This window comes from Altererythrobacter ishigakiensis, from assembly GCF_001663155.1.
Classification (GTDB): Bacteria; Pseudomonadota; Alphaproteobacteria; order Sphingomonadales; family Sphingomonadaceae; genus Erythrobacter; species Erythrobacter ishigakiensis.
In genome coordinates, this window is the sequence record NZ_CP015963.1 from 2,384,538 (window position 1) to 2,407,204 (window position 22,667).

The following is a 22,667-nucleotide window of genomic DNA, read 5'->3' on the forward strand; positions in this document are numbered from 1 at the left end:
GCATAGTGTGGTTCAGCTCAAATCATTGCAAACAAGCGACCCGCGATCCATCCCATCGAGACCGACAGGCCGACCGCCAGAAGACCGTAGATGAGCGACCACCGCTGTGCAAAAATCTCGACCAACCGCTCAAACCCAACCTTGCGAACCTCGACTTCGGCGATCTCGGATGCGATCACTCGTCCATTGGAAATGGCAAATGTTTCAGCAGTATATTGCCCAGTTATAACATTTGACGGCAACTGAATTCGCGCTTGATATAGCACTTGCTCGTTAATCGTCACGCCGCTCATATCTTCTTTATAGAGGCCGAGCCTTTGGCGAAGATCGACGAGGCCTTCGGCAAACCGGGACTGCTTCTCGGGATCGATCTGGCCGGTCGGAGAAAGCTGGATAAACCGCGTACCCAATTCATAAATTGCGGCAGTCCGCTCATCGACGATCTGTTCGACCGGGCGGGACGCGGCCACAGCGAAGAACGACGGCGCCGAGCGAAAGTCACTCGACTCCGCGTTCATCCAAATGCCGGCAATCCTGTCTTTCTCGCGGATCGTGATCGGTTCCGTAGGGCCCTTTAGCACCACGACAATATCGTATTCTGCCCCGCCCCTTTGGCCGCGCGGGTCCAGGATGGCCCCGTAGAGCAACAATTCGGTTCCAGTGAACCCCTGACGAACTTGAACTTCATCCTGCGAAACCGCCGGCACCAGAATTGCGTCACGCTGTCCCATTAGAAACAGGGCTGCAACAATGAGGAACATCACCCTCATAGCGGGGCCACTGTATATATCTCGTCTGGCTGGATCGCCAATCCAACCAGCATTCGCAGCGCCACCAGAAGAACGATACCCGCCAAAACGAAGCGCAGGATTTCCGGCTTGGCTTTCATCGCGATCTGCGTACCGAATTGCGCCCCCATGACCGATCCCAACAGCAGCAATCCGGCAAGAACGATATCTACGGCTTGTGTCGTGAGTGCGTGCATCATGGTAGTTGCCATGGTCACAAACAGGATCTGGAACAGTGATGTGCCAACCACGACGTTGCCGCTCATCCCGAGAATGTAAAGCATCGCAGGCACCAAGATAAAGCCGCCACCAACGCCCATCAGCATCGTCAAGATACCTACAACAAAGCCGAGAATGAATGGTGCGAGCGGCGAGATGTAAAGGCCGGAGCGATAAAACCGCCACCGCATCGGCAACGCTGCAACCAGCGGATGATGCCGACGCTTGCGTACTCGCTTTGTGTCATCGCCCCTAGCCTTGATCGCGGTCATGGCCTCTTGCAGCATCAATCCGCCGATCGCCCCCAACATCAATACATACAGGATGTTGATGACAATATCGATCTGACCCACTGCTTGCAGAAAACGGAACAGTAATGCGCCTATGATTGCGCCGAACACTCCGCCACCGACGGTGACCGTCCCCATTCGGTAGTCGACACCACCCCGCCGACTATGCGCCAAAACGCCTGATACGCTGGCACCGGTAACCTGAGTCGACGCTGATGCCGCGGCGACTGTAGGCGGGATTCCGTAGAATATCAGCAGTGGAGTCGTAAGAAATCCGCCCCCAACTCCGAAGAGTCCCGAGAGGACGCCTGTTACTGCGCCCAAAAGCACCATGAGAAGCCCGTCAACAGACAGGTTCGCAATCGGCAAATAGACGGGCAGGATCTCTTCCATGGCTTACGGCCTAGCTTAGCCGGATAAGTCTTGGAAGTAGTGTGTAAGCGCGGAGGCGATTAAAACCGCGTGGACAGCGTCACTGCAACACCCGAACGGGGTTCCGCATCACTTGCAACGCGCTCACGATAATCGACCGAAATGCGAGCTGGTATATCACCAAGCAGTAGTTCAGTGCGGACGTAGAGAGCAGGATCAACACGTTGAACTCCTTCCTGCGCGTCCCATTGTGCCGTGAAATTAATCTAGCTGTTAAAGATCAACCCTTGCAACGGACATGAAATTGCGAAAAAGGGTCACACCAGTCATGACACAAAGCACTCCTCCTCTACGTTCGATTTTCGCGCCTGTTCGCGCGCTGTTTGTCAGCGACGCATCGGCAGGCATCCTGCTTATCCTGGTAGCTGCGGCGGCAATGCTCGCCGCCAATTCACCTTTGGCTGGCGAGTATCGAGAACTATTTTACGGCGACCTGAGTTGGACACCGATCGCCAAGCTGGATGACCTGCATTTATGGATCAATGACGGGTTGATGGCGGTCTTCTTTTTCGTCGTCGGGCTCGAAGTGAAGCGCGAATTACTGGAAGGTCAACTCGCAGACCCGATGAAGCGACGCTTGCCTGTTCTTGCGGCAGCTGCGGGCATGTTTGTTCCGGCTGGCGTGTACATGCTCGTGTCCGGAGGCGGACAATACACCAGCGGGTGGGCGATTCCGGCGGCAACCGATATCGCCTTTGCCATGGGTGTCCTGGGCCTACTCGGCAATCGTGTACCAGCTTCGCTCCGCTTATTCCTGCTAACGGTGGCCATTGTTGACGATATTGGGGCAGTGCTGGTGATTGCACTCTTCTACACGCCCACAATCAAGATGGTCTGGCTGCTTGCTTCAGTTGTCGTGGTTGGGCTGATGGTTGGTCTAAACCGCGCCCGGGTAAGCGTCTTGTGGCCCTTCGTTCTGATGGCGCTGTTGCTGTGGTATTGCGTGCTCAACACCGGAGTTCACGCGACAATCGCCGGCGTTGTAGCCGCATTGACGATCCCGATGCGGCGGCGTGATGGCAATTCCATGCTCGAGAAGCTGGAGCATAGTCTGGCCCCGTGGAGCGCGTATCTGGTTGTTCCGATCTTCGGCTTTGCCAATGCAGGCGTTTCATTACAGGGTTTGGGAATCGAAGCCCTGCTCGATCCGTTGCCATATGCGATCGCTGCTGGCCTCGTGATCGGCAAGCAACTTGGAATTTTCACAGCGGTGTGGGTCGCGATCAAGACAGGATTTGCGGAGGCTCCGGACAATGCCAGTTGGATGGAAATCTACGGCGTTTCGATCCTTTGTGGTATCGGCTTTACCATGTCCCTCTTTATCGGGGGGCTGGCGTTTCCAGGCAACCAATTGCTGATCGACGAAGCCAAGATCGGAATCCTAACAGGCTCTGCAATCTCAGCAGTTCTTGGCTACGTGGTGTTGCGTTTGACCACAGAACACACAGAAGAAGAGTGCAACGATCGAGGCGAAGAGCCCACTAAGTCTTGATCAGTCCATACAGGCCGATCAAAACTACCAGCTGCCTGTGTTCTCCATACTCACCCAAGGCTCCTGAGGCTCTAGACTGCCTTCCTGCAATAGCTCGATCGAGATACCATCGGGTGATTTGACGAACGCCATATGCCCGTCACGCGGCGGACGATGGATTATGTGCCCCGCATCCTGCAGTCGCTGACAGGTCTCGTAGATATTGTCGACGCGGTAGGCGAGGTGACCAAAATTGCGACCGCCGTCATAATCCTCAGGCTCTGATCCGTCTTCTGGCGGCCAATTATAGGTCAACTCGACCTCTGCCACCCCTTCCTGGCCGGGCGCAGCAAGGAAGATCAGTGTGAACCGCCCAGGCTCAACATCAAACCGACGAACCTCTTCCAAGCCTATCAGGTTGAAGAATGCCACTGTTGCATCCGGATCAGTGACCCTGATCATGCTGTGCAGATATTTGACCATAATCGGGCTTCTCCATTCAAAATCGGTTCATCGATGCTCATGCACACTTCATCGCACACCAAGTCACGAGCGGAGGTATTGATGAGCCAACAACAAGTGCAAGCAGCGAGCCCGAAAAGCAACCTCCCCTTTTGGCAAGAGCCAACCACAATTCGATGGTTTGGAACTGCTGTGATAGCGGCCATTGGCTTCACGTCAGGGGGCTATCTTCTTGGAAATGGCTTGCTCAGGGCCAATGAGGCAGAGCGTTCGGTCACAGTGCGCGGCCTCGCCGAACGCGATGTAACCGCCGATTTGGCAACGTGGACAATCTCTTACTCCGCAACATCGACGAGCATGCGCCAGGCTCAGGAGAAAATTCGCACCGACACCGAAGCCATCGAGGCTTTCTTTCAAGAGCTGGGTTTTCCCGGCAAGGCGCTTCAGCCCACCGGCGCCAATGTTTCCAGCTACGTGCGCGATGGCATAACGCAATACACTGTGCGGCAGCGCATTGCTCTGCGCAGTAAGGACATTGAACGAGCGCAGCGTGCCGTTGCGCGTCAATTTGATCTGGTCACGCGCGGAGTGTTCCTCGAAGACGGGTCAAGCATGTCATACAACTTCACCAAATTGAACGACATCAAGCCTGAAATGGTTGCAGAAGCAACACGCGATGCACGCGCTTCGGCCGAACAGTTCGCGAATGATAGTGGCGCAGGCGTGGGTGAGATCAAAAGCGCTACACAGGGCTATTTCTCTATCGAGGCCCGCGACGGTGATAGCGGTGGATGGGGCGTCAGCGACACCCCTTACAAAAAGGTACGCGTAGTCACGACGGTCAAATTTGCTCTGGAATAGATCTAGCGCGCCTATAGAACATAAAACGAAGGGGACGCAGACCATTGCAGCCTGCGCCCCCATGTTGTCGTATTACATCGAAAGCGTGTTTGCGTCAGATACTCGCGCTAAGTGTGAACACGACAGCATCGTCGGTGTAATCATAAGCCCCGGCGGGAATGTCACCCTCGGCCCCTACGTACGAGACGCCAATGCTGACCGGGCCACCAACTGCCACATCAAGGCCGATAGACCAGTCGAATGCCTTGCCATCATCAGTGAATGTCAAGAATCCGTCGGTGTAACCAAGGTGCGCAGTCAAGCTGATTGGCGTGTCGGGAATGCCAGCTGCCAAATCGGTATAGATGTAAAAGTTGTCACTATCTCCGAGCGAATCCTGATCAGGCGCGTAAGCCACACCAACAGTCGCTTCCGCAGGTCCAAATCCGAACCCGACAGAACCATAGAATTCATAATAGTCGAAATCGCCTGCCCCGGCATCCGGGTACATATAGACGATGCCGCCAATATCGAATGAGACGCCTTCGGCTAGGTTACCGCCAAAGCCCGCATAGACGTCAACCTCTGTCGATCCGTAGCCAACGGTGTCTTCATCCAACGAAGATGCCCAGGTACCTGCATAGAATCCCGAGTCGTGGGCGAGATCTACGCCACCCTGGATGGCGATTTCGCCTCCAGACAGATCAACGCCGCGGAAACGGTATTCGGTCACCAGCGCTACATTGCCTGAGAGCGTGATGCCGCTATCACCGCCAACCTTGCTGACAGTGTTTTCGGCTAGGGGTTCTAGGGCCGGTGCGATCTCACTGACGTCGATTTCAACGTCGGCGGCAGCCTCAAGCGTAGCGAGATCAAACTCGCCTTCGGAAACATTCTCGTTTGCGAGAGCCGGCGCTGCGGAGAGAGCAATGCCGGAAACTAAAGTTGCGGCGAAAGCACCGCGTACGGACGTGAGCATGACAACTTCCTTTGTTGTGTTTTTTGCTTCGTCCCACCTGCAAACCCGGCCGACGCCTTATGAGAAACGGCATTCTCTCACCAGATTCGCAATAATCGTGCACACCTTTGCTGCAACGCACAAGGGATATTGCTCGAAATTCCACGTTCACATCATTGTGTTGATTTTACGCACCACCATTCACAAGCCCGATATTGTGCCCTCTGCAGGTTGCCGTAGCGCGCGGGCTCTACTAAACGCAGCGCAGAAAATCCTGTGCACCCATGGTATTCAAGAGCGTCAACAATCTTCTCCGTCGCAAGGACAGTATCTCATCCAGCCCTCGGGTTCCGGATGGCGAGCGTTATTACGTGATTGGCGACATTCACGGACGGCTTGACCTGTTTGATGCGTTGATCGAGGCGATCGAGTCAGAAATTTCCGAGCAACCTGAAGCAACTGTAAAAGTGGTCTTGCTGGGAGACCTGATCGACAGAGGACCCGACAGTGCTGGAGTGATCAAGCGTGCTATGCGCTGGAAGGACACACGCGAGGTACGCATTCTGGCAGGCAATCATGAAGAAATGTTCCTGCAATCCTTTGACGACCAGGAAGTCTTGCGCCACTTCCTGAAGCATGGTGGGCGCGAGACAATCCTGAGCTTTGGTTTGTCGATCAAAGAGTATCGCAAGCTCGATCTGGAAGAACTGTTCAACTCTTTGCCATCCCTCGTTCCCAAGAGGATACGCAAGTTCGTCGCCGCGTTCGAAGAGATGATCATAGCCGGCGACTATGTCTTTGTTCACGCCGGTATTAATCCGGAAGTCGGACTTGAGAATCAGAAGCGGAGTGACCTCTTGTGGATCCGCGAGCGGTTCCTGCGACACAAGGGTGCCTTTCCAAAGACTGTGGTGCATGGACATACGATCTTTGACGGTATCGAAATCAAGCGGGACAGGATCGGCCTGGACACGGGAGCGTTTCGTACCGGCGTATTGACCGCATTGGTGCTTGAGGATTCCCATCAGCGATCCATCAAGGCTATAGAAAAGAAGAAGCACATCAAAATCAAGCACGAGGATCTAACGTAATGAAAATCGCGATGGTTGGTTCGGGATATGTTGGTCTCGTGTCGGGCGCATGCTTTGCAGACTTCGGCCATTACGTGGTCTGTATCGACAAGGATCAGTCGAAGATTGATCGTCTGCATGAAGGCATCATGCCTATCTATGAACCGGGCCTCGACGCGCTGGTCGATGCGAATGTGAAAACCGATCGTCTCACCTTCACGACAGATCTGGCAGAAGGAATCAGGGACGCCGACGCTATCTTTATCGCGGTCGGCACTCCCAGCCGCCGCGGTGACGGCCACGCAGATCTGACCTTTGTTTATGCTGTTGCAAAGGAAATCGGCGAAAACCTGGCCAACGATGCAGTTGTAGTGACGAAATCGACCGTTCCTGTTGGAACGGGCGATGAAGTGGAACGCATTCTAACAGATAGCGGCACGAGCCATCGCTTTTCTGTCGTGTCAAATCCGGAGTTTCTGCGCGAGGGGGCGGCTATCGGCGACTTTAAACGCCCTGACCGCATTGTTATCGGCGCAGAGGATGATTTTGGGCGCGATGTGATGAAGGAGGTCTATCGCCCTCTGTTTCTCAACGAATCCCCGATCCTCTTCGTCAACCGCCGTTCGAGCGAACTGATCAAATATGCAGCGAACGCCTTCCTTGCGACCAAGATCACTTTCATCAATGAAATGGCAGACCTGTGTGAAAAGGTTGGTGGCAATGTACAAGATGTCGCACGCGGCATTGGAATGGACGGTCGGATTGGACCCAAATTCCTTAATGCGGGTCCTGGCTATGGTGGGTCGTGCTTCCCCAAAGACACGTTGGCGTTGCTCAAGACAGCAGAAGATTATGAGAGTCCCGTTCGAATTGTTGAAGCGGTCGTCAACGTGAATGACAGCCGCAAGCGGGCAATGGGACGCAAGGTGATAGACGCTCTGGGCGGGGCAAAGGCGGCGCGTGGCAAAAAGGTCGCCCTATTGGGACTGACGTTCAAACCTAACACCGATGATATGCGTGATTCACCTTCAATCGCTATTGCGCAAACACTGGCCGACGCTGGCACAGAGATCACCGCCTATGATCCAGAGGGTATGGAGCAGGCGAAGCCTTTGATGCCTGAAGTTGAAATGTGCGGTAGCGCCTACGAAGCAGTGGAGGGCGCAGACGCAGTCGTAATCGTAACCGAATGGGACGCGTTCCGCGCCCTCGATACAGAGCGGGTCAAGTCGCTTGTCAAAGCACCCGTTCTGGTTGATCTGCGCAATATCTATAGTCCAGACGATATGCGGGCCGCAGGGTTCATTTATGAAAGCATCGGTCGCGGCTAGTTTAATCTATCTTCAACTGCTCATGTAACCCAGTTCGATAAGCTGTCGAACCATCAAGTATTCGACGTCATTAGAGACGGCCAAAATGACCAGGTTTTGATACCAGCGGTCATCACCCATCGTGTTGGCCTCCAGAGTCCCGGCAAATGAAGTGCTTCTAGGTGCACATGGTTGTTTGCACCCGCTGGACGAACTCTACCCACCAAACTGTGCCCGAAAGGAAGGCGCGCGCATAGACCGGTACGGCAGGCAAAAGAAAAGCCGCGGACCTAAGTCCGCGGCTCTCTTTTTTGCTAATCCGGTGAAAGATTAGAAGTTGAAGGTTACGCCACCGAAGAAGGTACGAGCAGTGTCGTAGATCGTCGGGAAGGTGTTACCATTGCCCAGTGGCGGACCTGAAGAGGTCGATACTGGTGGCTGATCGTTGGTGACGTTCAAAACGCCGCCACGCAGGCGGATCGTGTCATTGATTTCGTAGAAGAACGAAAGGTCAATGTAGTTCACGACCGGCAGATCATCATCGATCTGCGGGCTATCGCCTGGCTCATTCTTCGTACCTGAGAAGTAGCGCCAGGTTGCAGCGGCTTCGAGGCCGTCAACCGGAGTTTCCCAAGTTGTCTGGAAACGGTGACGATACTGTGGGTTCACAGGAGCAACACAGCCGTTGTTCAGGAACCCTGCGCATTCGATCGGGGTGTCGCCCGGGAACGACGCAAAGTCGAACTTGTCAAGGTATGTACCAGCATAGTTAAAGCGGAGACCGCCGAGCGAACCAATATCGGTTGAATAGATAACCTGGATGTCAAAACCTGAGGTTTCCAATTCAGCGATGTTAAGGTTGGTCTGCTGGAAGCCGACCCCCGGAATGCCTGCAATCAGCGAACCGTTCGATGCACGGTTGATCAGATTACAGAAAGTTGGGTCACCAGTTGCAAGACACTGATCCAGTGTCGTTTGCGCCGCGATACCGCCCTGAATGAAGTCTTCAACGGTGATGTTGAAGTAGTCCACGGTGATCGACAGACCCGGAGCAAATGATGGGGTAAGTACCGCACCAAAAGTCCATGTGTCAGAGCTTTCCGGAGTCAGCTGCGGGTTACCACCAGTGATCGACTGGGTCTGACCCGAAATGACGTCAGGAACGCTACCGTACTGTGCAGCAGTCACACCTGTGTTTGCACAAGCAGCCTGAGACGCAGTCGGGAACGGTGTCGCGCAAGGGTCAAAGATTTGATCCCCGTTCGAGTTAACCGCTGAGTTGAGGTTTGGAAGGCCAGTGTTCTGACCTGTGTAAAGCTCAATCACGTTCGGTGCACGAACAGCACGCTGGAACTGACCGCGAAGGGTCAGATCTTCAACCGGTGACCAGGTCAGCTGAACACCGAAAGCATCAGTGCTGAAGCTGTTGGTCGTGTTGTTACCCGAGTTGTCATAATCCGAATAACGGTACTGGCCAGCAAGAGTCAGTTCGTTAAAGAACGGCTTGTCCTGAACAATTGGAATCTGAAGCTCAGCATAGAGTTCCATGACTTCTACCTGACCCTTAACAGGCAAGGTTGCGCCACCAACACCGGTGAAACCACCGCCAGGAACCTGGCTGATTTCATCAGGAATAGATTCCAACTTATCCTTGCGGCTTTCGAAACCAACCAAGAGACCAACGCCATCGTCTGCCCATGGGGTCGAAACGCCGTACTCTCCGAGGTCACCCTGAATGTTACCGCCGTAAACCAGCTGGCTGGTTTCACCGATCACGATTCCGACACCTTGAATGAAGTCGAGAGCTTCCTGTGTAACACCACTGCTACCACCCGGCCGGGTGAAGATGTTGTATGGAACACAGCCTCCTGACGGATCGATACAAACAGGGTTGCCATTGGCATCTGTTGTTACGAGGAACGCCTGTTGAGTGTTCTCAATGATGAAGTCATTGGTCGAAAGCGAGCTGTCAGAAGTCTCGGAGTACTGACCGAACAATTCATAAGCCCAAACACCGTCAGCGAAATCACCACGCAGACCACCTACGAGACGGAATGCAGAGTTTTCGAGGCGCGAGTTACGAGGACCACCTTCAACGTTACGGTGCGACATGAACTGGTTGTTCTTGATTACACCATCAGCGATGTCCTGTGCCGAACAGCCGAACACTTCAGTAGCCAGGTCAATGCCAGGCGTGCCGTTGATGAACGGGTTGTCACAGTTGATGTCCCAGATACCGAATGATGCAGATTCAGCGATCTGAGCGTCCGAGAAGACGTCCGTGTAGCTCACGTCCAGGAATGCTTCCAGATTGTCCGTGATGTCATAGTGTCCACGGCCATACAGCGTGAAACGCTCTGAAGGACGCTGGAAGAAGTTACGCTGACCAAAGTTGTAGGTCTGAGCAGGCCCGCCAACGAAAGGAACGAGAGTTCCGTCTTCAAGCTGGAAAACGTCGTCATTGACGCCGTCGCCGTTGAAGAAGTCAGCAAAACGACGGAAGTTCGAAGAACCTACGCAGCCTGCACCACCGAAGCTGGTCGAAGAACCAGATTCGCCAATTGTACAAGCCGAGAACGAACGGTTGTTCTGAGTTACCTGATTACGCTTCTCGTAGCTGGCATAAACGGTAACGTTACCACGGCCGTCAGCGGTATTGGTGCCGAGCATACCCGTGATGACGTATTCTTCACCGTCAATGATTGGCGACGCAACAGTCTGCTCTGCCGCTGCAGTAACATTGTTGAAGAACTTGTTGCCGTTACCAGTCTGCTGGAAGTTGCCCTGCAAGTCTAGCTCAACGCCTTCGAAGTCACGGCGGAGAATAAAGTTGGCAACACCGCCAACAGCGTCCGAACCGTAAACAGCCGAAGCACCACCGGTCAGAACGTCAACGCGCTCAACCAGCTGGGTCGGGATCAAGTCAAGGTTCGCTGATGAGATGCCCGACGCACCGTAAGGCAGACGACGACCGTCGATCAGCACGAGCGTACGGACTGAGCCAACACCGCGAAGGTTCAGCGTAGCAGTACCCGAAGCACCGTTCGAAACTTCACCAGCCTGGCCAGCAAAAACTGAAGGCAGCTGGTTGGTGAGGTCTTCGATACGAGCCGTACCGGTTGATTTGATTGTGTCAGTAGAAACACTGAGGATTGGAGCCGCACCTTCAAGGTTCGGGTTCACGTTCAGACGCGAGCCGGTAACCACGATGGTGTTCTGCTCTTCGACTGCGCTGTCATCAGACGTAATGTCTGCATCTTGCGCAAGGGCTGGAGCCGCCGTGACTGCAAGACCTGCAATCATGGTGGAGCTCAGGAAACGCCCCATAAACTTAGTATTTTTCATGTAGTCCCTCCGGATAGAGTGATCTTCCGTCCTGTGTTGCCAAACGGGAGATTGAACGCGCCCAGCATGCTGCGCAGGCACAACGTCCCTTTTGGATGCGTGTGCCCTGTCTGTAGGGCGCGTCAAGGTCAACATGGAAGGCGGTGGAGACCGGCTTTTCTAAGTAAGTGTTGCAGGCTTGTTACACACCTTTTTACGCCTGCATTCGATGCATTTCGACCACACAACTCGATGTTAACCCTAGGATAAACATTTGTCAGTGCGGAGCCTTGAGTGTGCCAGGGGGCCTGTAAGCCGGGTTCTGTCCTGCAAGCGGTATGTTTGCACACCAGCCTTGCAGCGGCAGCCATTCATCTAGGCGAGGGATTGCTCCCTGCGCTCAAGCAGCCAACCCGGACCTCTCGGAACGAAACGCTCCTGCCTTGCGGCGCGAGGCCCCTATTTGGCCTTGCTCCGGGTGGGGTTTACCATGCGGGCGCTGTTACCAGCAGCCCCGGTGCGCTTTTACCGCACCCTTTCACCCTTGCCTGTGAGGTTTAGCCTCCATCGGCGGTATACTCTCTGTGGCACTTTCCCTAGGGTCACCCCCGGCGGGTGTTACCCGCCACCCTTGTTTCGTGGAGCCCGGACTTTCCTCGCGTCTTTCGACCCGCAGCTGCCCGGCCCCCTGGCCCGACCTATCTAGCGATCCCGCGGTCGCGATCCAAGAGCAATTGGAACAAAATCGCGCCCACATGCTGATCAACGATCCCGTCGATCAGTTCTGGTCGCCACCGGCGCTGGAAAGCTTCGACCGCTTTGTGGCCGTCAGTGATGTCATATCCGAACCGCTCAAGCGCGAGATAGAACGCCCCGTCGTTGTCGAATGGATCGCCGAGTTCCAGCTTTTCTGGCTTAGGCAGACAAAGCCCGTATTCGGCCAACCGGTCCCATGGGAAGAGTTCGCCCGGGTCGACCTTACGCGCGGGTGCGACATCGGAATGTCCGACGACATTCGCGCGCGGGATGTCATATTGCTTCGTGATGCGGGCCAGCAACGGGATCAGTGCATCGATCTGCGCGTCGGCAAATTCGCGATAGCCAAGCTCATGTCCCGGATGATCAAGCTCGATCCCTATGCTGGCAGAGTTCACATCCTTGTGCCCTCGCCAATAGGACATGCCCGCATGCCAGGCCCGCTTGTCTTCAGGCACAAGGCGGGTAACCTCCCCCTCTTCGCTGATCAGATAATGTGCAGAGACCTGCGCTTCGGGATCGCAAAGTCGCGCAAGTGCGGTCTCAACCGGCTTCATCTCGGTATAGTGCAACACCACCATGTTGATCGGCAGCGTGCGCTCGTTGAAATTGGGCGAGAGCTGCTCGCGATGAACCAGCTCGTCCGCCATGTCAGCCGATCATTCCTTCAGGCTCAGGCATGACAGCGCCCATCACCAGGCTCGTATCGCTTTTCTTGTACTGCAAGCCGCCTCCCGCCTCTTCCGCCAAGGTCGCGATCATATGCGCAGCAGCCGTCCGGCTTGAAAGTTCCCCCGGGTTGAGTTCACCCTGCAGTGCGCGGCCAATATTCTCGTCAAACGCAATGCGGTCACCCGTTGCCCGGACAACAATCTCTACATTGCCACCTTGCCGCTCTGCCCCCACGTCCATCGTCCCGCCCCGGATAAGCGCATCGAGCGCGATCTGAGCAAGGTTCAACATCACCTTCACAGCAGGCTTTGGCAGATTGGCATCGTCAATTGCCCAGTTGAGTTCGACGCCCTTCGCTTCCGAAACCAAGGCATCGACAACGTCCTGCGCTTCTTCAACCGGCACAGTCTCGCCAAACCCGCCTGCTGCACCAAACGCCAAGCGAAAGAACTTGAGTTTGCCCGTGCTGATGCGTGCGCTTTGCTCGAGCAGTTCGATGCAGCGTGCGCGCATTTCGGGGTCTTGCTCATCGGCAAGCAATTCCAAGCCGTTTGACAGCGCACCGACGGGTGACAGCATGTCATGGCATAGGCGCGAACACATCAATGCGGCGAGTTCTGTTGCGGAGGTTGAGCTCATTGGAGAAGTGGTTTTCCTAAAGCATGAAACACTTGAAACACCGTCCTAATGACAAATTACTGCGCTCGCTAGCCCGCGCCATACTCATTAGGGGAAATGTACCGATCTATAGATGAAGGACGCTAGCCCTGCGCGTCACTAATCTACGACCAGTTCGTGCGACAATGCCTCGAAGCCACTAGGGTTGTCTTGCCAAAATCTGATCTCGCCATCAGCCAGAATCGCCCAAACACGGCCGTCGCCTGAGGCCATGGCCTGATCGGTTTGAGAGGGTTCAGCAGTGCCTACCGGATGCGAGTGATAGTAGCCAACTACTTGCGGTCCGCCTTGGCGTGCAGCACGATGCGCATCGATCAGTGCTTGCGGATCGATTTCGAAATGCGCTTCAGGATTGGGATGGAAATTCACTGTTGGCAAAGCCGTTGCAATTCGACTGCCTTCGCCCAGCAGCATACCGCATGCTTCATGCGGATACGCGAGCGACGCTTCGCGTTGTATGGTTTCGACAACCTGCCTTGCCACTTCGATGTCCATCGCGCATGGCATAGGCATGAGCGAAGGCGAAGTCATCACCGGTCTGGTCCCAAGCGCAGATCGCCTGGACAAGGCGCTCGCCAAAGCGACCGATCTGTCGCGTGCTCGATTGCAAGCGCTGATCGCTGACGGCCATGTTGCGGTTTCCGGTCAAATTGAAATCAGTGCCAAGGCCAAGGTTCCTGAAGGTGCGCGATTTGAGATCCACGTGCCGCCCGCTGTCGAAGCCCAAGCGCAGCCGCAGGATATTCCGCTCGATGTAGTGTTCGAGGACGGGCATCTGATCGTCGTCGACAAGCCCGCCGGAATGGTGGTGCATCCAGCGGCAGGAAATCCCGACGGCACGCTGGTCAACGCCCTGCTGCATCACTGCCAGGGGCAGCTATCCGGCATAGGCGGCGTTGCCCGACCCGGCATCGTCCACCGGATCGACAAGGACACTTCGGGCCTGCTGGTCGTCGCCAAATCTGACAAGGCGCACGAGGGGCTGGCCAAACAGTTCAAGGATCACTCGATCGAGCGGCGCTATCTGGCGGTGTGTGGCGGGCACCTGCGCACCTCACAAGGCACAATTTCCACGCGAATCGGCCGTTCAGATGCCAATCGCAAGAAAATGGCTGTGCTCGACAAGAATTCCTCACGCGGCAAACACGCCGTGACCCATTATAAGCTATTGAAGAAGCTCAAATCCGCTTCGTTGATCGAATGTCGGCTTGAAACCGGGCGAACCCACCAGGTTCGCGTTCACTGTGCGTCAATCGGTCATGCGCTATTAGGAGATCCAGTTTATGGACGAACTCCGGCCGAATTGCGCAAGATTCTCAAGGATTTGGGTTTTGAAAGGCAAGCCTTGCACGCGGCATCGCTTGGCTTTGAGCACCCGGTAACCGGGAAATGGCTCGAATTCGGATCGAAATTGCCGGAGGATATGCAGGAACTAATCGACCAAACCACACGTTGAAATCGATGAAATGCACTGCAAAAATTCGCAGCTGCGTGTATATGTAACCAAGTGACCCGCACAAACGGATGCCCATTAGGGGTCCAGACACCGACGGGTTGACGCAAGAAAGGTTAGGGAAAGAGTGACCAATACCAAAGCTATGAGCGTTCCGGCGCTCGGCGGTGAGCAAAGCCTCAACCGCTACCTCTCAGAAATCAAGAAATACCCCGTCCTCACCGCTGAGCAGGAATACATGCTCGCCAAGCGCTATGAGGAGCATGAGGATCCCGAAGCTGCTGCGCAGCTGGTTACCTCGCACCTGCGCCTGGTTGCCAAGATCGCGATGGGTTATCGCGGCTACGGTCTGCCGGTCAGCGACCTTATTTCAGAAGGCAACGTCGGCCTGATGCAAGGCGTCAAGAAGTTCGAGGCCGATCGTGGCTTCCGCTTGGCGACCTATGCGATGTGGTGGATCAAAGCCTCAATTCAGGAATACATCCTGCGCAGCTGGAGCCTTGTTAAGATGGGCACCACCGCTGCGCAGAAGAAGCTGTTCTTCAACCTGCGCCGGATGAAGAAGAACCTCGACGCCTACGAAGATAGCGACCTGCATCCTGATGACGTGACCAAGATCGCCACCGACCTGGGCGTTCCAGAGCAGGAAGTCGTCAACATGAACCGCCGGATGATGATGGGCGGCGATGGCTCGCTCAACGTCCAGATGCGCAATGGCGAAGAAGGTTCTGGCGAATGGCAGGACTGGTTAACCGATGATCGTCCGCTGCAGGACGAAACGGTTGCTGACGCTGAAGAAGCTCAGGTCCGCCACGAAATGCTGGCTGAAGCGATGGATGCGCTGAATGATCGCGAAAAGCACATTCTGACCGAGCGCCGCCTGACGGAAAACCCTCAGACACTCGAAGAGCTCAGCCAAGTCTATGATGTCAGCCGTGAGCGTATCCGCCAGATCGAAGTGCGCGCTTTCGAGAAGCTGCAAAAAGCAATGCAGCGCATTGCCAGCGAAAGGCTGCTGCCAGCTGGCGCTTAACAACGCGCTTGTTACTTAAAGGAGAACGGGGCGGCCTTGTGCCGCCCCTTTTCTATTCTGCGGTAGTCGGATCGATGATGGTTCGCACTTCCGAAACTGAATTCGCCGGAAAGCCGGCAGTTTCTGCATGCTGTCTGATCATGTCGGCATTTTCCGCACGATAGATGCAGTAAATCTTGTCATCAGTTACATAAGAGTGAACCCACTGGATCTGCGGGCCCATATCCCTCAACACACTGCAGGATTGCTGCGATGCGCCCTGCAGCTCGTCAGCTGAAAGCGAGCCTGCTCCCGGCATATCTCGTTCAATTACGAATTGCGGCATTAAATCTCTCCCTAGCCGCGACCCTGAAAGAGGTAATAACCGATTGATCGCCTTCGCGTCCAATCTTCGGCTAGAAAACGCAAGCGAGAGATTGCTGCCAGGGGCAGCCTAGCCACTGATCCAGACCATCGAAATCGAGTCCGATTGTGGGCGCTCTGCCAAGCCGGAGGTTTCACCGCTTGATCATTTCTGCCGGATGTATGGATAGACAAGATGAGGAAGAGGGCAGATATCGAATGGGTAGAATTTCACAAACCGGTTTGTGGGCAATTGCTGCTCTGGGTTTATTGACGACATCGCCTGCCCATGCAGCCGAGCGTATTGCTCTTGGCTCAGACAGCTGGACACACGAAGCAAGCAACACGACCTTTCCTGTCCGGCTCGTGGACGCTGAACGGATAAACGTCGCAACTTTTTTTGACGAAGAGGGTCGCGACGTCGGACTCAATTACCGGATGGAAAACGGGGATGGTCGCCTGCGACTCACAATCTATGTTTTTCCAAGCAACCCTCGCCAGAATTGTCTCCAGCGATTTGCAGGGGAACGGAATACAATCACCAGCCGCTATTCCGGTTCTCGCTTGCTGGATTTGGGGTTCGCGGATTCCCCAGATTCGAAGACAACCGATTCCGCTCTATCCGCAGTCTATGGTCTGCCCTCCAATTCGATGGAACAGGATTCCTCAGAGCTGATTTCGCAAGTCTATCTCTACTGCGCGCCCGGAGGCCGCTGGCTGGTGAAATTTCGCGCAAGCTGGTCTGGTACAGCGGAGTCCTACCCGAATGTGAAGGCCATGATGAATGCTATTATCTGGCCGGATGAGCTCAGCTAGTTCGGCAGACGGTCCAAGAGATCATCGAGTATCGAAACATCGAAGCGCCGGGGGTTCTCCTCCGGCGTTCTGCTTTGGATGTCGCGCAGCACATCTTCCGGTTCTGGCCATTGAAACTGGACTCGGTCCGGAATGACGCCAGCCAACGCTTCAAACCAAGCGATCAGATGCGGCTGCAAAGCCAGATGCATATCCCACCGCCGGCGACTGCGGGTCTTGTCGCCTTCCTTCTGCGCACAGGCAACGTCAGGTTCGATGTGCTTTACCAGATAGCGATCTGCGAAGCCGATTTCGCCTGCCGCGATCGCAGCCCGCGCTAATGGCATCGCCTCATGGAAGACTTCCATCGACTTGAAACCGGCCCGCGCCATGCACCAGTCAAAGTGCGACTTGAACGGCTCCGTATCGCAGATCGCAAAGCCACGCTCTGCTTCGATTGCCAATGCCGCGCGGAAACGCCTTATATTGTGCTGCAGCCAATACTCAGCGTGGACTCTCGGCGCATCTTGCATCCCGGGGATCGCACCTTCTGCTTCGAATTCCGACACACAGAAAGGCTCGCCAAATCGGCGAGAATAGGTCGTTTTGCCAGCCGCGCTGATGCCTTCGACAACAATAATCATGCTGCACCAGCTACGTTACTCAAGTGATCGGCTGAGTTATTCGCTCGGTGCCAAGTCGAGCACTGCGGCAATCATCGCACGCGTACCGGTTGTTACACTTTCACGCGGAGCGATTTTGAACAAAGGCGAATGGTGCGATGGAACTGGTGGGCCTCCATTGGCAGCAGCGTCAAACGCCGCCTGCGGAGTGCCGCCCACCGCGAAGTAGTATCCTGGAACACCGGTATCTTCGGCTACGAAGTATGCAAAATCTTCTGCACCCATCCCTTGTTGACGGAACGGTGGGGTTGCCTCTTCTCCAAAGGTTTCGCGCATTACGCCGTTGAGGCGTTTCGCCAGTTCAGGATCGTTATAGGTCACTGGAGTCCCTTCGCTAACGGTCACCTCGACCGGCATATCGTCGGGAAGCCCGTGTGCCTTGCCGATTCCTACCGCAACCCGTTCGATCGTTGCGAGCAGTTGCTCACGAACACGCTCATCGTTCGCACGAACTGTCAGCTGTAAATCTGCCCGGTCGGAGATGATGTTGTGCTTTGTGCCCGAATGAAAAGAACCAACGGTGATAACTCCGGGCGACAGCGGCATAACTTCACGGCTGATGATCGACTGCAGCGCCGTTACGATTTGGGAGCCGATATAGACAGGATCGCGTCCTGCATGCGGACTGGCGCCGTGCGCGCCGATCCCTGGAACCATGATGTCGACAGAATCCGCACTCGAATACTGAATACCTTCCGATGCTGACACGGTTCCCGTTGGCAACACAGAGGCCACGTGGAAGGCGATCGCATAATCCGGCTTACCGAATCGCTCGTAAAGGCCGTCTTCCATCATCGCTTTCGCGCCGCCTACGCGCTCTTCAGCCGGCTGAACCACGAACATGAGCGTGCCCGACCACTGGTCTTTCATCGACGCGAGCAAGCGCGCAGTACCAACCATAGAGGTGATGTGCACATCGTGCCCGCAGGCATGCATGACAAAGTATTCTTCGCCATCTTGTCCGACTTGCTTGGCCGTCGAAGCATAGTCGAGCCCCGATTTTTCCTCGACCGGAAGACCGTCCATATCCGCGCGCAGCAGAATCAGCGGACCATCTCCATTCCGCAAGATGCCAACGACACCCGTGCCACCAACATTCTCAGTCACTTCAAGCCCTGCACCGCGCAATTCATTGGCCATACGAGCAGCAGTTTTCGTCTCGAGAAACGACAGCTCTGGGTTCTGGTGAAAATGCACAAACAGTTCGTCGAGATAAGCGTCATAGTCTGCCTCAACAGCAGCTGCGACTTCACTACTATCTGCCATCGCGGGTGTGGCCAGTAGCGCCGTCCCCAGTGTCAGCGACAATGCTGCTTTGCGCATAAAATTCATCGATTCTCTCCCAGTCTCTGTATGTGCGCTTTCCAAGCAGCTTCGCGCATGAGTCGCAAGCGCGTTCCTGATTGCGCAAGCACCGCCACACGACTATTTGCCCGTAATGCGCCCCGCAATATTACCCCGCATCCGTGATGGCTTCGGCAATCTGCGCCACGCGCCTGGTCGCACGCTGATGCGCTGGACAGCGAAGGCTATCCTTGGTTTTGTCTTGCTTAGTCTGGCAATGGTGCTCTTCTACAAATGGGTCCCTGTCCCGATCACCGCAACAATGGTTATGGATGACAAAGTCTGGGAGCACGGTCTTTCCAAGGACTGGGAATCGCTTGACAATATTGACCGCAGCCTAGTCATGGCCGTGATTGCTGCTGAAGATGGCAAGTTTTGCAGTCACAGCGGTTTTGACACAGAGGCCATCGCGAAGGCAGCAGCTCGGAACGCGCAGGGTGGCCGCATTCGAGGCGGCTCAACCATCACCCAACAGACCGCCAAGAATGTCTTCCTTTGGCAGGGCGGGGGCTACTTCCGCAAGGGCGTCGAGGCATGGTTCGCCTTCTTGATTGAGAACATCTGGGGCAAGCGTCGCATCATGGAAGTTTACCTCAATGTGGCGGAAACCGGCATTGCTACTTATGGCGCAGAAGCGGGCGCAAAGCGCTATTTCGGGCACTCAGCGGCGCGGCTATCCCAAAACGAAGCGGCACGGATGGCGGCAGCCCTGCCGCTCCCCAAACAGCGCCCGGTTATCAATCCGACCGGTTTCACAAGGCGTTACGCGAACACAATTTCCGCACGTATGGGCGCGGTAAGGCGTGACGGACTCGATTCCTGCGTCTATGACTGAAGGCCATGGGCGGGGCGCATAGCCATTCACATTCGCATGCACACGATCATAGCCACGGCGTTGGCGGCCATTGCAATGCGCCGGCCGATTTCGGGCGCGCGTTCGCAATCGGTATAATTCTGAACAGTGCCTTCGTCGTTGTCGAAGCAACTTACGGCTTTCTCTCTGGATCGATGGCACTGGTTGCCGACGCTGGACACAATTTGTCCGATGTACTCGCATTGATGCTCGCCTGGGGTGCCAGCATCGCGGCAAAGCGGCCGCCCTCCCCGCGCTTTACCTATGGCTTCAAAAGCTCAACGATCCTGGCCGCGCTGGCCAACGCTATGCTGCTGGCGATTGCGATCGGCGCGATCTTGTTCGAGACGATCCACCGCATTCTGGAACCTGCACCGGTTGAAGGGATGACAATGGTCGTGGTTGCCGGGATCGGGATTGCAATCAACACCTTCACAGCCCTGATGTTCATGCGAGGTAGAAAGAATGACCTCAACATCCGCGGCGCATTCCTGCACATGGCAGCGGATGCGCTGGTCTCGCTGGGTGTGGTCATCGCAGGGTTGGCGATCCTTTATTCCGGACAGATCTGGATCGATCCAGCCACCAGCCTGATCATTGTAGCGGTCATCGCCTGGGGCACGTGGGGCTTGGCGAAGGACAGCATCAAGCTCGGGCTGCACGCGGTGCCGGAGAATATTGACCAAGCGGCGGTCCACAACCATCTTTCTGGCCATGAAGGAGTGGAGATGCTGCACGATTTGCACATCTGGCCCATGTCGACTACGGAGACCGCTCTGACAGCGCATCTTGTGATGCCGGCAGGACATCCGGGCGACATTTTCCTCGCAAATCTGCGCGACAGCCTGTCTCGCGAGTTTGGAATCGGCCACGTCACCATACAAATCGAGCAGTCTCGCGAATGTGTAGATAGTGGATCGTGCTGCTGATGGATGACGCATCTTCAGAAGCGCGCGCGGCGCTGAAAGCTGCCATGATAAGGTTGGCGAGTGGCGACCGCAGCGCATTGGAGGAAATCTACCGCGCTACACAGGTGAAACTTTTCGGAATCTGCTATCGTATCTTAGGCGACAGAAAGGAAGCCGAGGACGCTTTGCAGGACGTCTATGTAAACCTTTGGCAGCGGGCAGACCGTTTTGACCCTGAACGTGCCAGCCCGATCAGCTGGCTCGCAACCTTCGCGCGCAACCGTGCGGTGGATCGCCTGCGCACGGGCAAAGTCCGCGCAGGAGCAGTTGATATTGACGAGGCGGCACCAATCGCAGACGCTGCCCCATTGGCTGACAGTCTGATGATTGATGCGGAACGCAATGCGCGGGTGCATACGTGCCTTGAAACGCTTGAAGCGAACCAGCGCGACAACATCCGCGAGGCGTTCTTCGGCGGCAAGACCTATGCTGAACTGGCAGAAACGCAGGATGTCCCATTAGGTACAATGAAAAGCTGGATACGGCGCGGCCTTGCCAAGCTGAAGACGTGTCTGGAGGCTGGCGAATGAGTGCTGATCCACGCCTTGACGAATTGACCGGCGACGAGTTGCTCGCTGCCGAGTACGCGCTAGGTATTCTTGAAGGAGAGGAGTTGCTCGCTGTGCGCGGACGCGTGACACGAGAACCGAGCCTCGCGCAGGCAGTCGCCAAGTGGGAACGCGAGTTTGCACCGCTGCTCGACGAAATCGCAGGGGCATCGCCTTCCCCCGATCTGTGGCAACGGATTGATAAAGAGATCGACGCACGCCACTCTTCACTGCAAGGCGGAAACGTGGTCGATCTGAACGGGCAGCTAACGCGCTGGAAATGGGCGACCGGGCTTTCTAGTGCCGCCGCCGCGATTGCGCTGGCGTTCCTCGCGCTGCCCGGTAGCGGACCTGATCCTGTCGCGCCGCCCAGCGAGGCGCCGCTGATGGCGTCGATCCCGATCGGCGAAACACCTTTGCGCCTTGGCGTAACCTATCTGCCCTCGAGCGAAGAAATGTTGGTCTCCGCCAGTGGCCTGACCGCAGATGGCGTGCACGATCACGAGCTTTGGCTGGTGCCCGGGGATGGCAGCCCACTTCAATCGCTGGGCGTGATTGTGCCAGGCGAAGAACGCCGCGTCCCGCTGCCCGAAGAGGTCACGCGCAATATGGCTGACGGTACGCAGCTGCTGCTGACCCGCGAACCGCTGGGCGGAAAACCCGCCGATCAGGACGCCGGCCCCGTCGTAGCTGAAGGCAATTTCCGCCTGATCTAGAAAAATTGTGCCTCGGATGCATCCGCCGGGGACTAGCTCTCGTAACTCTCCATGCAAGCAGGACGGGGCTTAGCACTCAAAGGAGAGTACTTATGCGTAATTCAAAATCACTTAAAGCAGCCGCTTTCGCTGCAATTGCAGCCACCACAGGCCTCGCCGCCATGGCGCCTCTATCTGCACATCATCACAAGACAGCCAGTCAGACGCAGCCAAATATCGTAGCCGCTGCTCAGGGCACCGGCGTTCACAATACATTGGTTGCAGCGGTACAGGCAGCTGGTCTGGTCGACACCCTGTCCAGCCCTGGCCCATTAACGATTTTCGCACCAACCGACACCGCATTCGCGAAACTGCCGGCTGGCACGGTCGAAACTCTGGTGAAGCCGAAGAACAAAGGTACGCTGACCAACATTCTCACCTACCACGCGGTTGCCGGGAATGTCTCAAGCAGCGACCTTATTTCACTGATCAAGCGTCACGGTGGCAGCGCCACTATCGATACTGTTGCGGGTGAGAAGCTGACCGCGCGACTGTCAGGTGAAAAGATTGTCATCACTGACGCAGCGGGCCGCGCGACAGCGGTGACGCAGGCGGACGTGAACGTCTCAAACGGCGTGATCCACGTAACCGATGGCGTGTTTCTGCCTGGTTGATCCAGCCTA

Annotated in this window: 23 protein-coding genes and 1 other RNA gene; 12 read left to right on the top strand and 12 right to left on the bottom strand. The window is 55.7% G+C overall.

Translation table 11 applies throughout. The features are described 5' to 3' along the window. Positions 1-17: 17 nt before the first annotated feature. Both A6F69_RS11465 and A6F69_RS11470 read right to left on the bottom strand, forming a co-directional pair. Positions 18-770, bottom strand: coding sequence for a TIGR02186 family protein (locus A6F69_RS11465; RefSeq protein WP_067601428.1), 753 nt, complete (start codon positions 768-770; stop codon positions 18-20). After that, complete coding sequence (locus A6F69_RS11470; protein WP_067603038.1) at positions 767-1,678, bottom strand: sulfite exporter TauE/SafE family protein; 912 nt, start codon at positions 1,676-1,678, stop codon at positions 767-769. Before A6F69_RS11470 ends, A6F69_RS11465 begins: the two co-directional genes overlap by 4 nt. A 319-nt stretch (positions 1,679-1,997) precedes the next feature. Here A6F69_RS11470 and nhaA point away from each other — a divergent pair, with 319 nt between their 5' ends. Beyond that, the gene (gene nhaA, locus A6F69_RS11475; protein WP_067601430.1) at positions 1,998-3,221 is read left to right on the top strand and encodes a Na+/H+ antiporter NhaA; all 1,224 of its coding nucleotides are present in this window, start codon (positions 1,998-2,000) and stop codon (positions 3,219-3,221) included. Between the two features lie 24 nt (positions 3,222-3,245). Here the strand turns inward: nhaA and A6F69_RS11480 are convergent, their stop codons facing one another. Beyond that, positions 3,246-3,683: a VOC family protein gene (locus tag A6F69_RS11480; protein ID WP_067601433.1), complete on the bottom strand. Its 438-nt coding sequence runs from the start codon at positions 3,681-3,683 to the stop codon at positions 3,246-3,248. Positions 3,684-3,764: 81 nt separating this feature from the next. On the opposite strand from A6F69_RS11480, the gene A6F69_RS11485 reads away from it, so the two are divergent. After that, positions 3,765-4,523, top strand: a complete 759-nt coding sequence (locus A6F69_RS11485) for an SIMPL domain-containing protein (RefSeq protein ID WP_067603040.1) — start codon at positions 3,765-3,767, stop codon at positions 4,521-4,523. Between the two features lie 94 nt (positions 4,524-4,617). On the opposite strand, the gene A6F69_RS11490 is transcribed toward A6F69_RS11485, so the two are convergent. Continuing rightward, the gene (locus tag A6F69_RS11490) at positions 4,618-5,481 is read right to left on the bottom strand and encodes a TorF family putative porin (RefSeq protein WP_067601436.1); all 864 of its coding nucleotides are present in this window, start codon (positions 5,479-5,481) and stop codon (positions 4,618-4,620) included. 263 nt (positions 5,482-5,744) lie between these two features. Between A6F69_RS11490 and A6F69_RS11495 the strand changes: the two genes are divergently transcribed. Both A6F69_RS11495 and A6F69_RS11500 read left to right on the top strand, forming a co-directional pair. Beyond that, positions 5,745-6,551 carry a metallophosphoesterase family protein gene (locus tag A6F69_RS11495; RefSeq protein ID WP_067601440.1) on the top strand — a complete coding sequence of 269 codons (807 nt, stop codon included), beginning with the start codon at positions 5,745-5,747 and terminating at the stop codon, positions 6,549-6,551. Next, positions 6,551-7,861, top strand: a complete 1,311-nt coding sequence (locus A6F69_RS11500) for a UDP-glucose dehydrogenase family protein (protein WP_067601443.1) — start codon at positions 6,551-6,553, stop codon at positions 7,859-7,861. The genes A6F69_RS11495 and A6F69_RS11500 overlap by 1 nt, the downstream gene beginning before the upstream one ends. A 309-nt stretch (positions 7,862-8,170) precedes the next feature. Here the strand turns inward: A6F69_RS11500 and A6F69_RS11505 are convergent, their stop codons facing one another. The 5 genes from A6F69_RS11505 to A6F69_RS11525 form a co-directional block, all read right to left on the bottom strand. Then, positions 8,171-11,185: a TonB-dependent receptor domain-containing protein gene (locus A6F69_RS11505; RefSeq protein ID WP_067601446.1), complete on the bottom strand. Its 3,015-nt coding sequence runs from the start codon at positions 11,183-11,185 to the stop codon at positions 8,171-8,173. A gap of 274 nt (positions 11,186-11,459) precedes the next feature. Continuing rightward, positions 11,460-11,856, bottom strand: an RNA gene (gene rnpB / locus A6F69_RS11510) — RNase P RNA component class A. 6 nt (positions 11,857-11,862) lie between these two features. Continuing rightward, positions 11,863-12,570 (bottom strand): N-acetylmuramoyl-L-alanine amidase, encoded by a 708-nt coding sequence (locus A6F69_RS11515; RefSeq protein WP_067601449.1) that lies wholly within the window; start codon positions 12,568-12,570, stop codon positions 11,863-11,865. Between the two features lies 1 nt (position 12,571). Then, positions 12,572-13,231, bottom strand: coding sequence for a histidine phosphotransferase family protein (locus A6F69_RS11520; protein ID WP_067601452.1), 660 nt, complete (start codon positions 13,229-13,231; stop codon positions 12,572-12,574). Positions 13,232-13,369: 138 nt separating this feature from the next. Beyond that, entirely contained in the window at positions 13,370-13,783 is a 414-nt protein-coding gene (locus tag A6F69_RS11525) for a M67 family metallopeptidase (protein ID WP_342669859.1), read from the bottom strand. Between A6F69_RS11525 and A6F69_RS11530 the strand changes: the two genes are divergently transcribed. Both A6F69_RS11530 and rpoH read left to right on the top strand, forming a co-directional pair. Next, positions 13,782-14,726 (top strand): RluA family pseudouridine synthase, encoded by a 945-nt coding sequence (locus A6F69_RS11530; protein ID WP_067603042.1) that lies wholly within the window; start codon positions 13,782-13,784, stop codon positions 14,724-14,726. The two genes, A6F69_RS11525 and A6F69_RS11530, sit on opposite strands and share 2 nt — an antisense overlap. A gap of 142 nt (positions 14,727-14,868) precedes the next feature. Further along, positions 14,869-15,756 (top strand): RNA polymerase sigma factor RpoH, encoded by an 888-nt coding sequence (gene rpoH, locus A6F69_RS11535; protein WP_067601455.1) that lies wholly within the window; start codon positions 14,869-14,871, stop codon positions 15,754-15,756. A gap of 52 nt (positions 15,757-15,808) precedes the next feature. Here rpoH and A6F69_RS11540 read toward each other — a convergent pair whose 3' ends face one another. Beyond that, positions 15,809-16,081: a DUF4242 domain-containing protein gene (locus tag A6F69_RS11540; protein WP_067601458.1), complete on the bottom strand. Its 273-nt coding sequence runs from the start codon at positions 16,079-16,081 to the stop codon at positions 15,809-15,811. 236 nt (positions 16,082-16,317) lie between these two features. Between A6F69_RS11540 and A6F69_RS11545 the strand changes: the two genes are divergently transcribed. After that, complete coding sequence (locus A6F69_RS11545; RefSeq protein WP_144573583.1) at positions 16,318-16,914, top strand: hypothetical protein; 597 nt, start codon at positions 16,318-16,320, stop codon at positions 16,912-16,914. On the opposite strand, the gene A6F69_RS11550 is transcribed toward A6F69_RS11545, so the two are convergent. Both A6F69_RS11550 and A6F69_RS11555 read right to left on the bottom strand, forming a co-directional pair. Next, positions 16,911-17,537: a hypothetical protein gene (locus tag A6F69_RS11550; RefSeq protein WP_067601463.1), complete on the bottom strand. Its 627-nt coding sequence runs from the start codon at positions 17,535-17,537 to the stop codon at positions 16,911-16,913. The two genes, A6F69_RS11545 and A6F69_RS11550, sit on opposite strands and share 4 nt — an antisense overlap. A gap of 36 nt (positions 17,538-17,573) precedes the next feature. Next, positions 17,574-18,908, bottom strand: coding sequence for a M20 metallopeptidase family protein (locus A6F69_RS11555; protein WP_342669860.1), 1,335 nt, complete (start codon positions 18,906-18,908; stop codon positions 17,574-17,576). 178 nt (positions 18,909-19,086) lie between these two features. On the opposite strand from A6F69_RS11555, the gene mtgA reads away from it, so the two are divergent. The 5 genes from mtgA to A6F69_RS11580 all read left to right on the top strand — a co-directional run bounded on the left by mtgA (position 19,087) and on the right by A6F69_RS11580 (position 22,658). Beyond that, positions 19,087-19,755 (top strand): monofunctional biosynthetic peptidoglycan transglycosylase, encoded by a 669-nt coding sequence (gene mtgA / locus A6F69_RS11560; protein ID WP_067603051.1) that lies wholly within the window; start codon positions 19,087-19,089, stop codon positions 19,753-19,755. Positions 19,756-19,760: 5 nt separating this feature from the next. Further along, the gene (locus A6F69_RS11565; protein WP_067601465.1) at positions 19,761-20,702 is read left to right on the top strand and encodes a cation diffusion facilitator family transporter; all 942 of its coding nucleotides are present in this window, start codon (positions 19,761-19,763) and stop codon (positions 20,700-20,702) included. After that, entirely contained in the window at positions 20,702-21,271 is a 570-nt protein-coding gene (locus A6F69_RS11570) for a sigma-70 family RNA polymerase sigma factor (protein WP_067603055.1), read from the top strand. Before A6F69_RS11565 ends, A6F69_RS11570 begins: the two co-directional genes overlap by 1 nt. Beyond that, the gene (locus tag A6F69_RS11575; RefSeq protein WP_067601467.1) at positions 21,268-22,005 is read left to right on the top strand and encodes an anti-sigma factor; all 738 of its coding nucleotides are present in this window, start codon (positions 21,268-21,270) and stop codon (positions 22,003-22,005) included. The genes A6F69_RS11570 and A6F69_RS11575 overlap by 4 nt, the downstream gene beginning before the upstream one ends. A 92-nt stretch (positions 22,006-22,097) precedes the next feature. Beyond that, a complete protein-coding gene (locus A6F69_RS11580; RefSeq protein ID WP_067601470.1) occupies positions 22,098-22,658 on the top strand; it encodes a fasciclin domain-containing protein in 561 nt (186 codons plus the stop codon). Positions 22,659-22,667 lie beyond the last annotated feature (9 nt).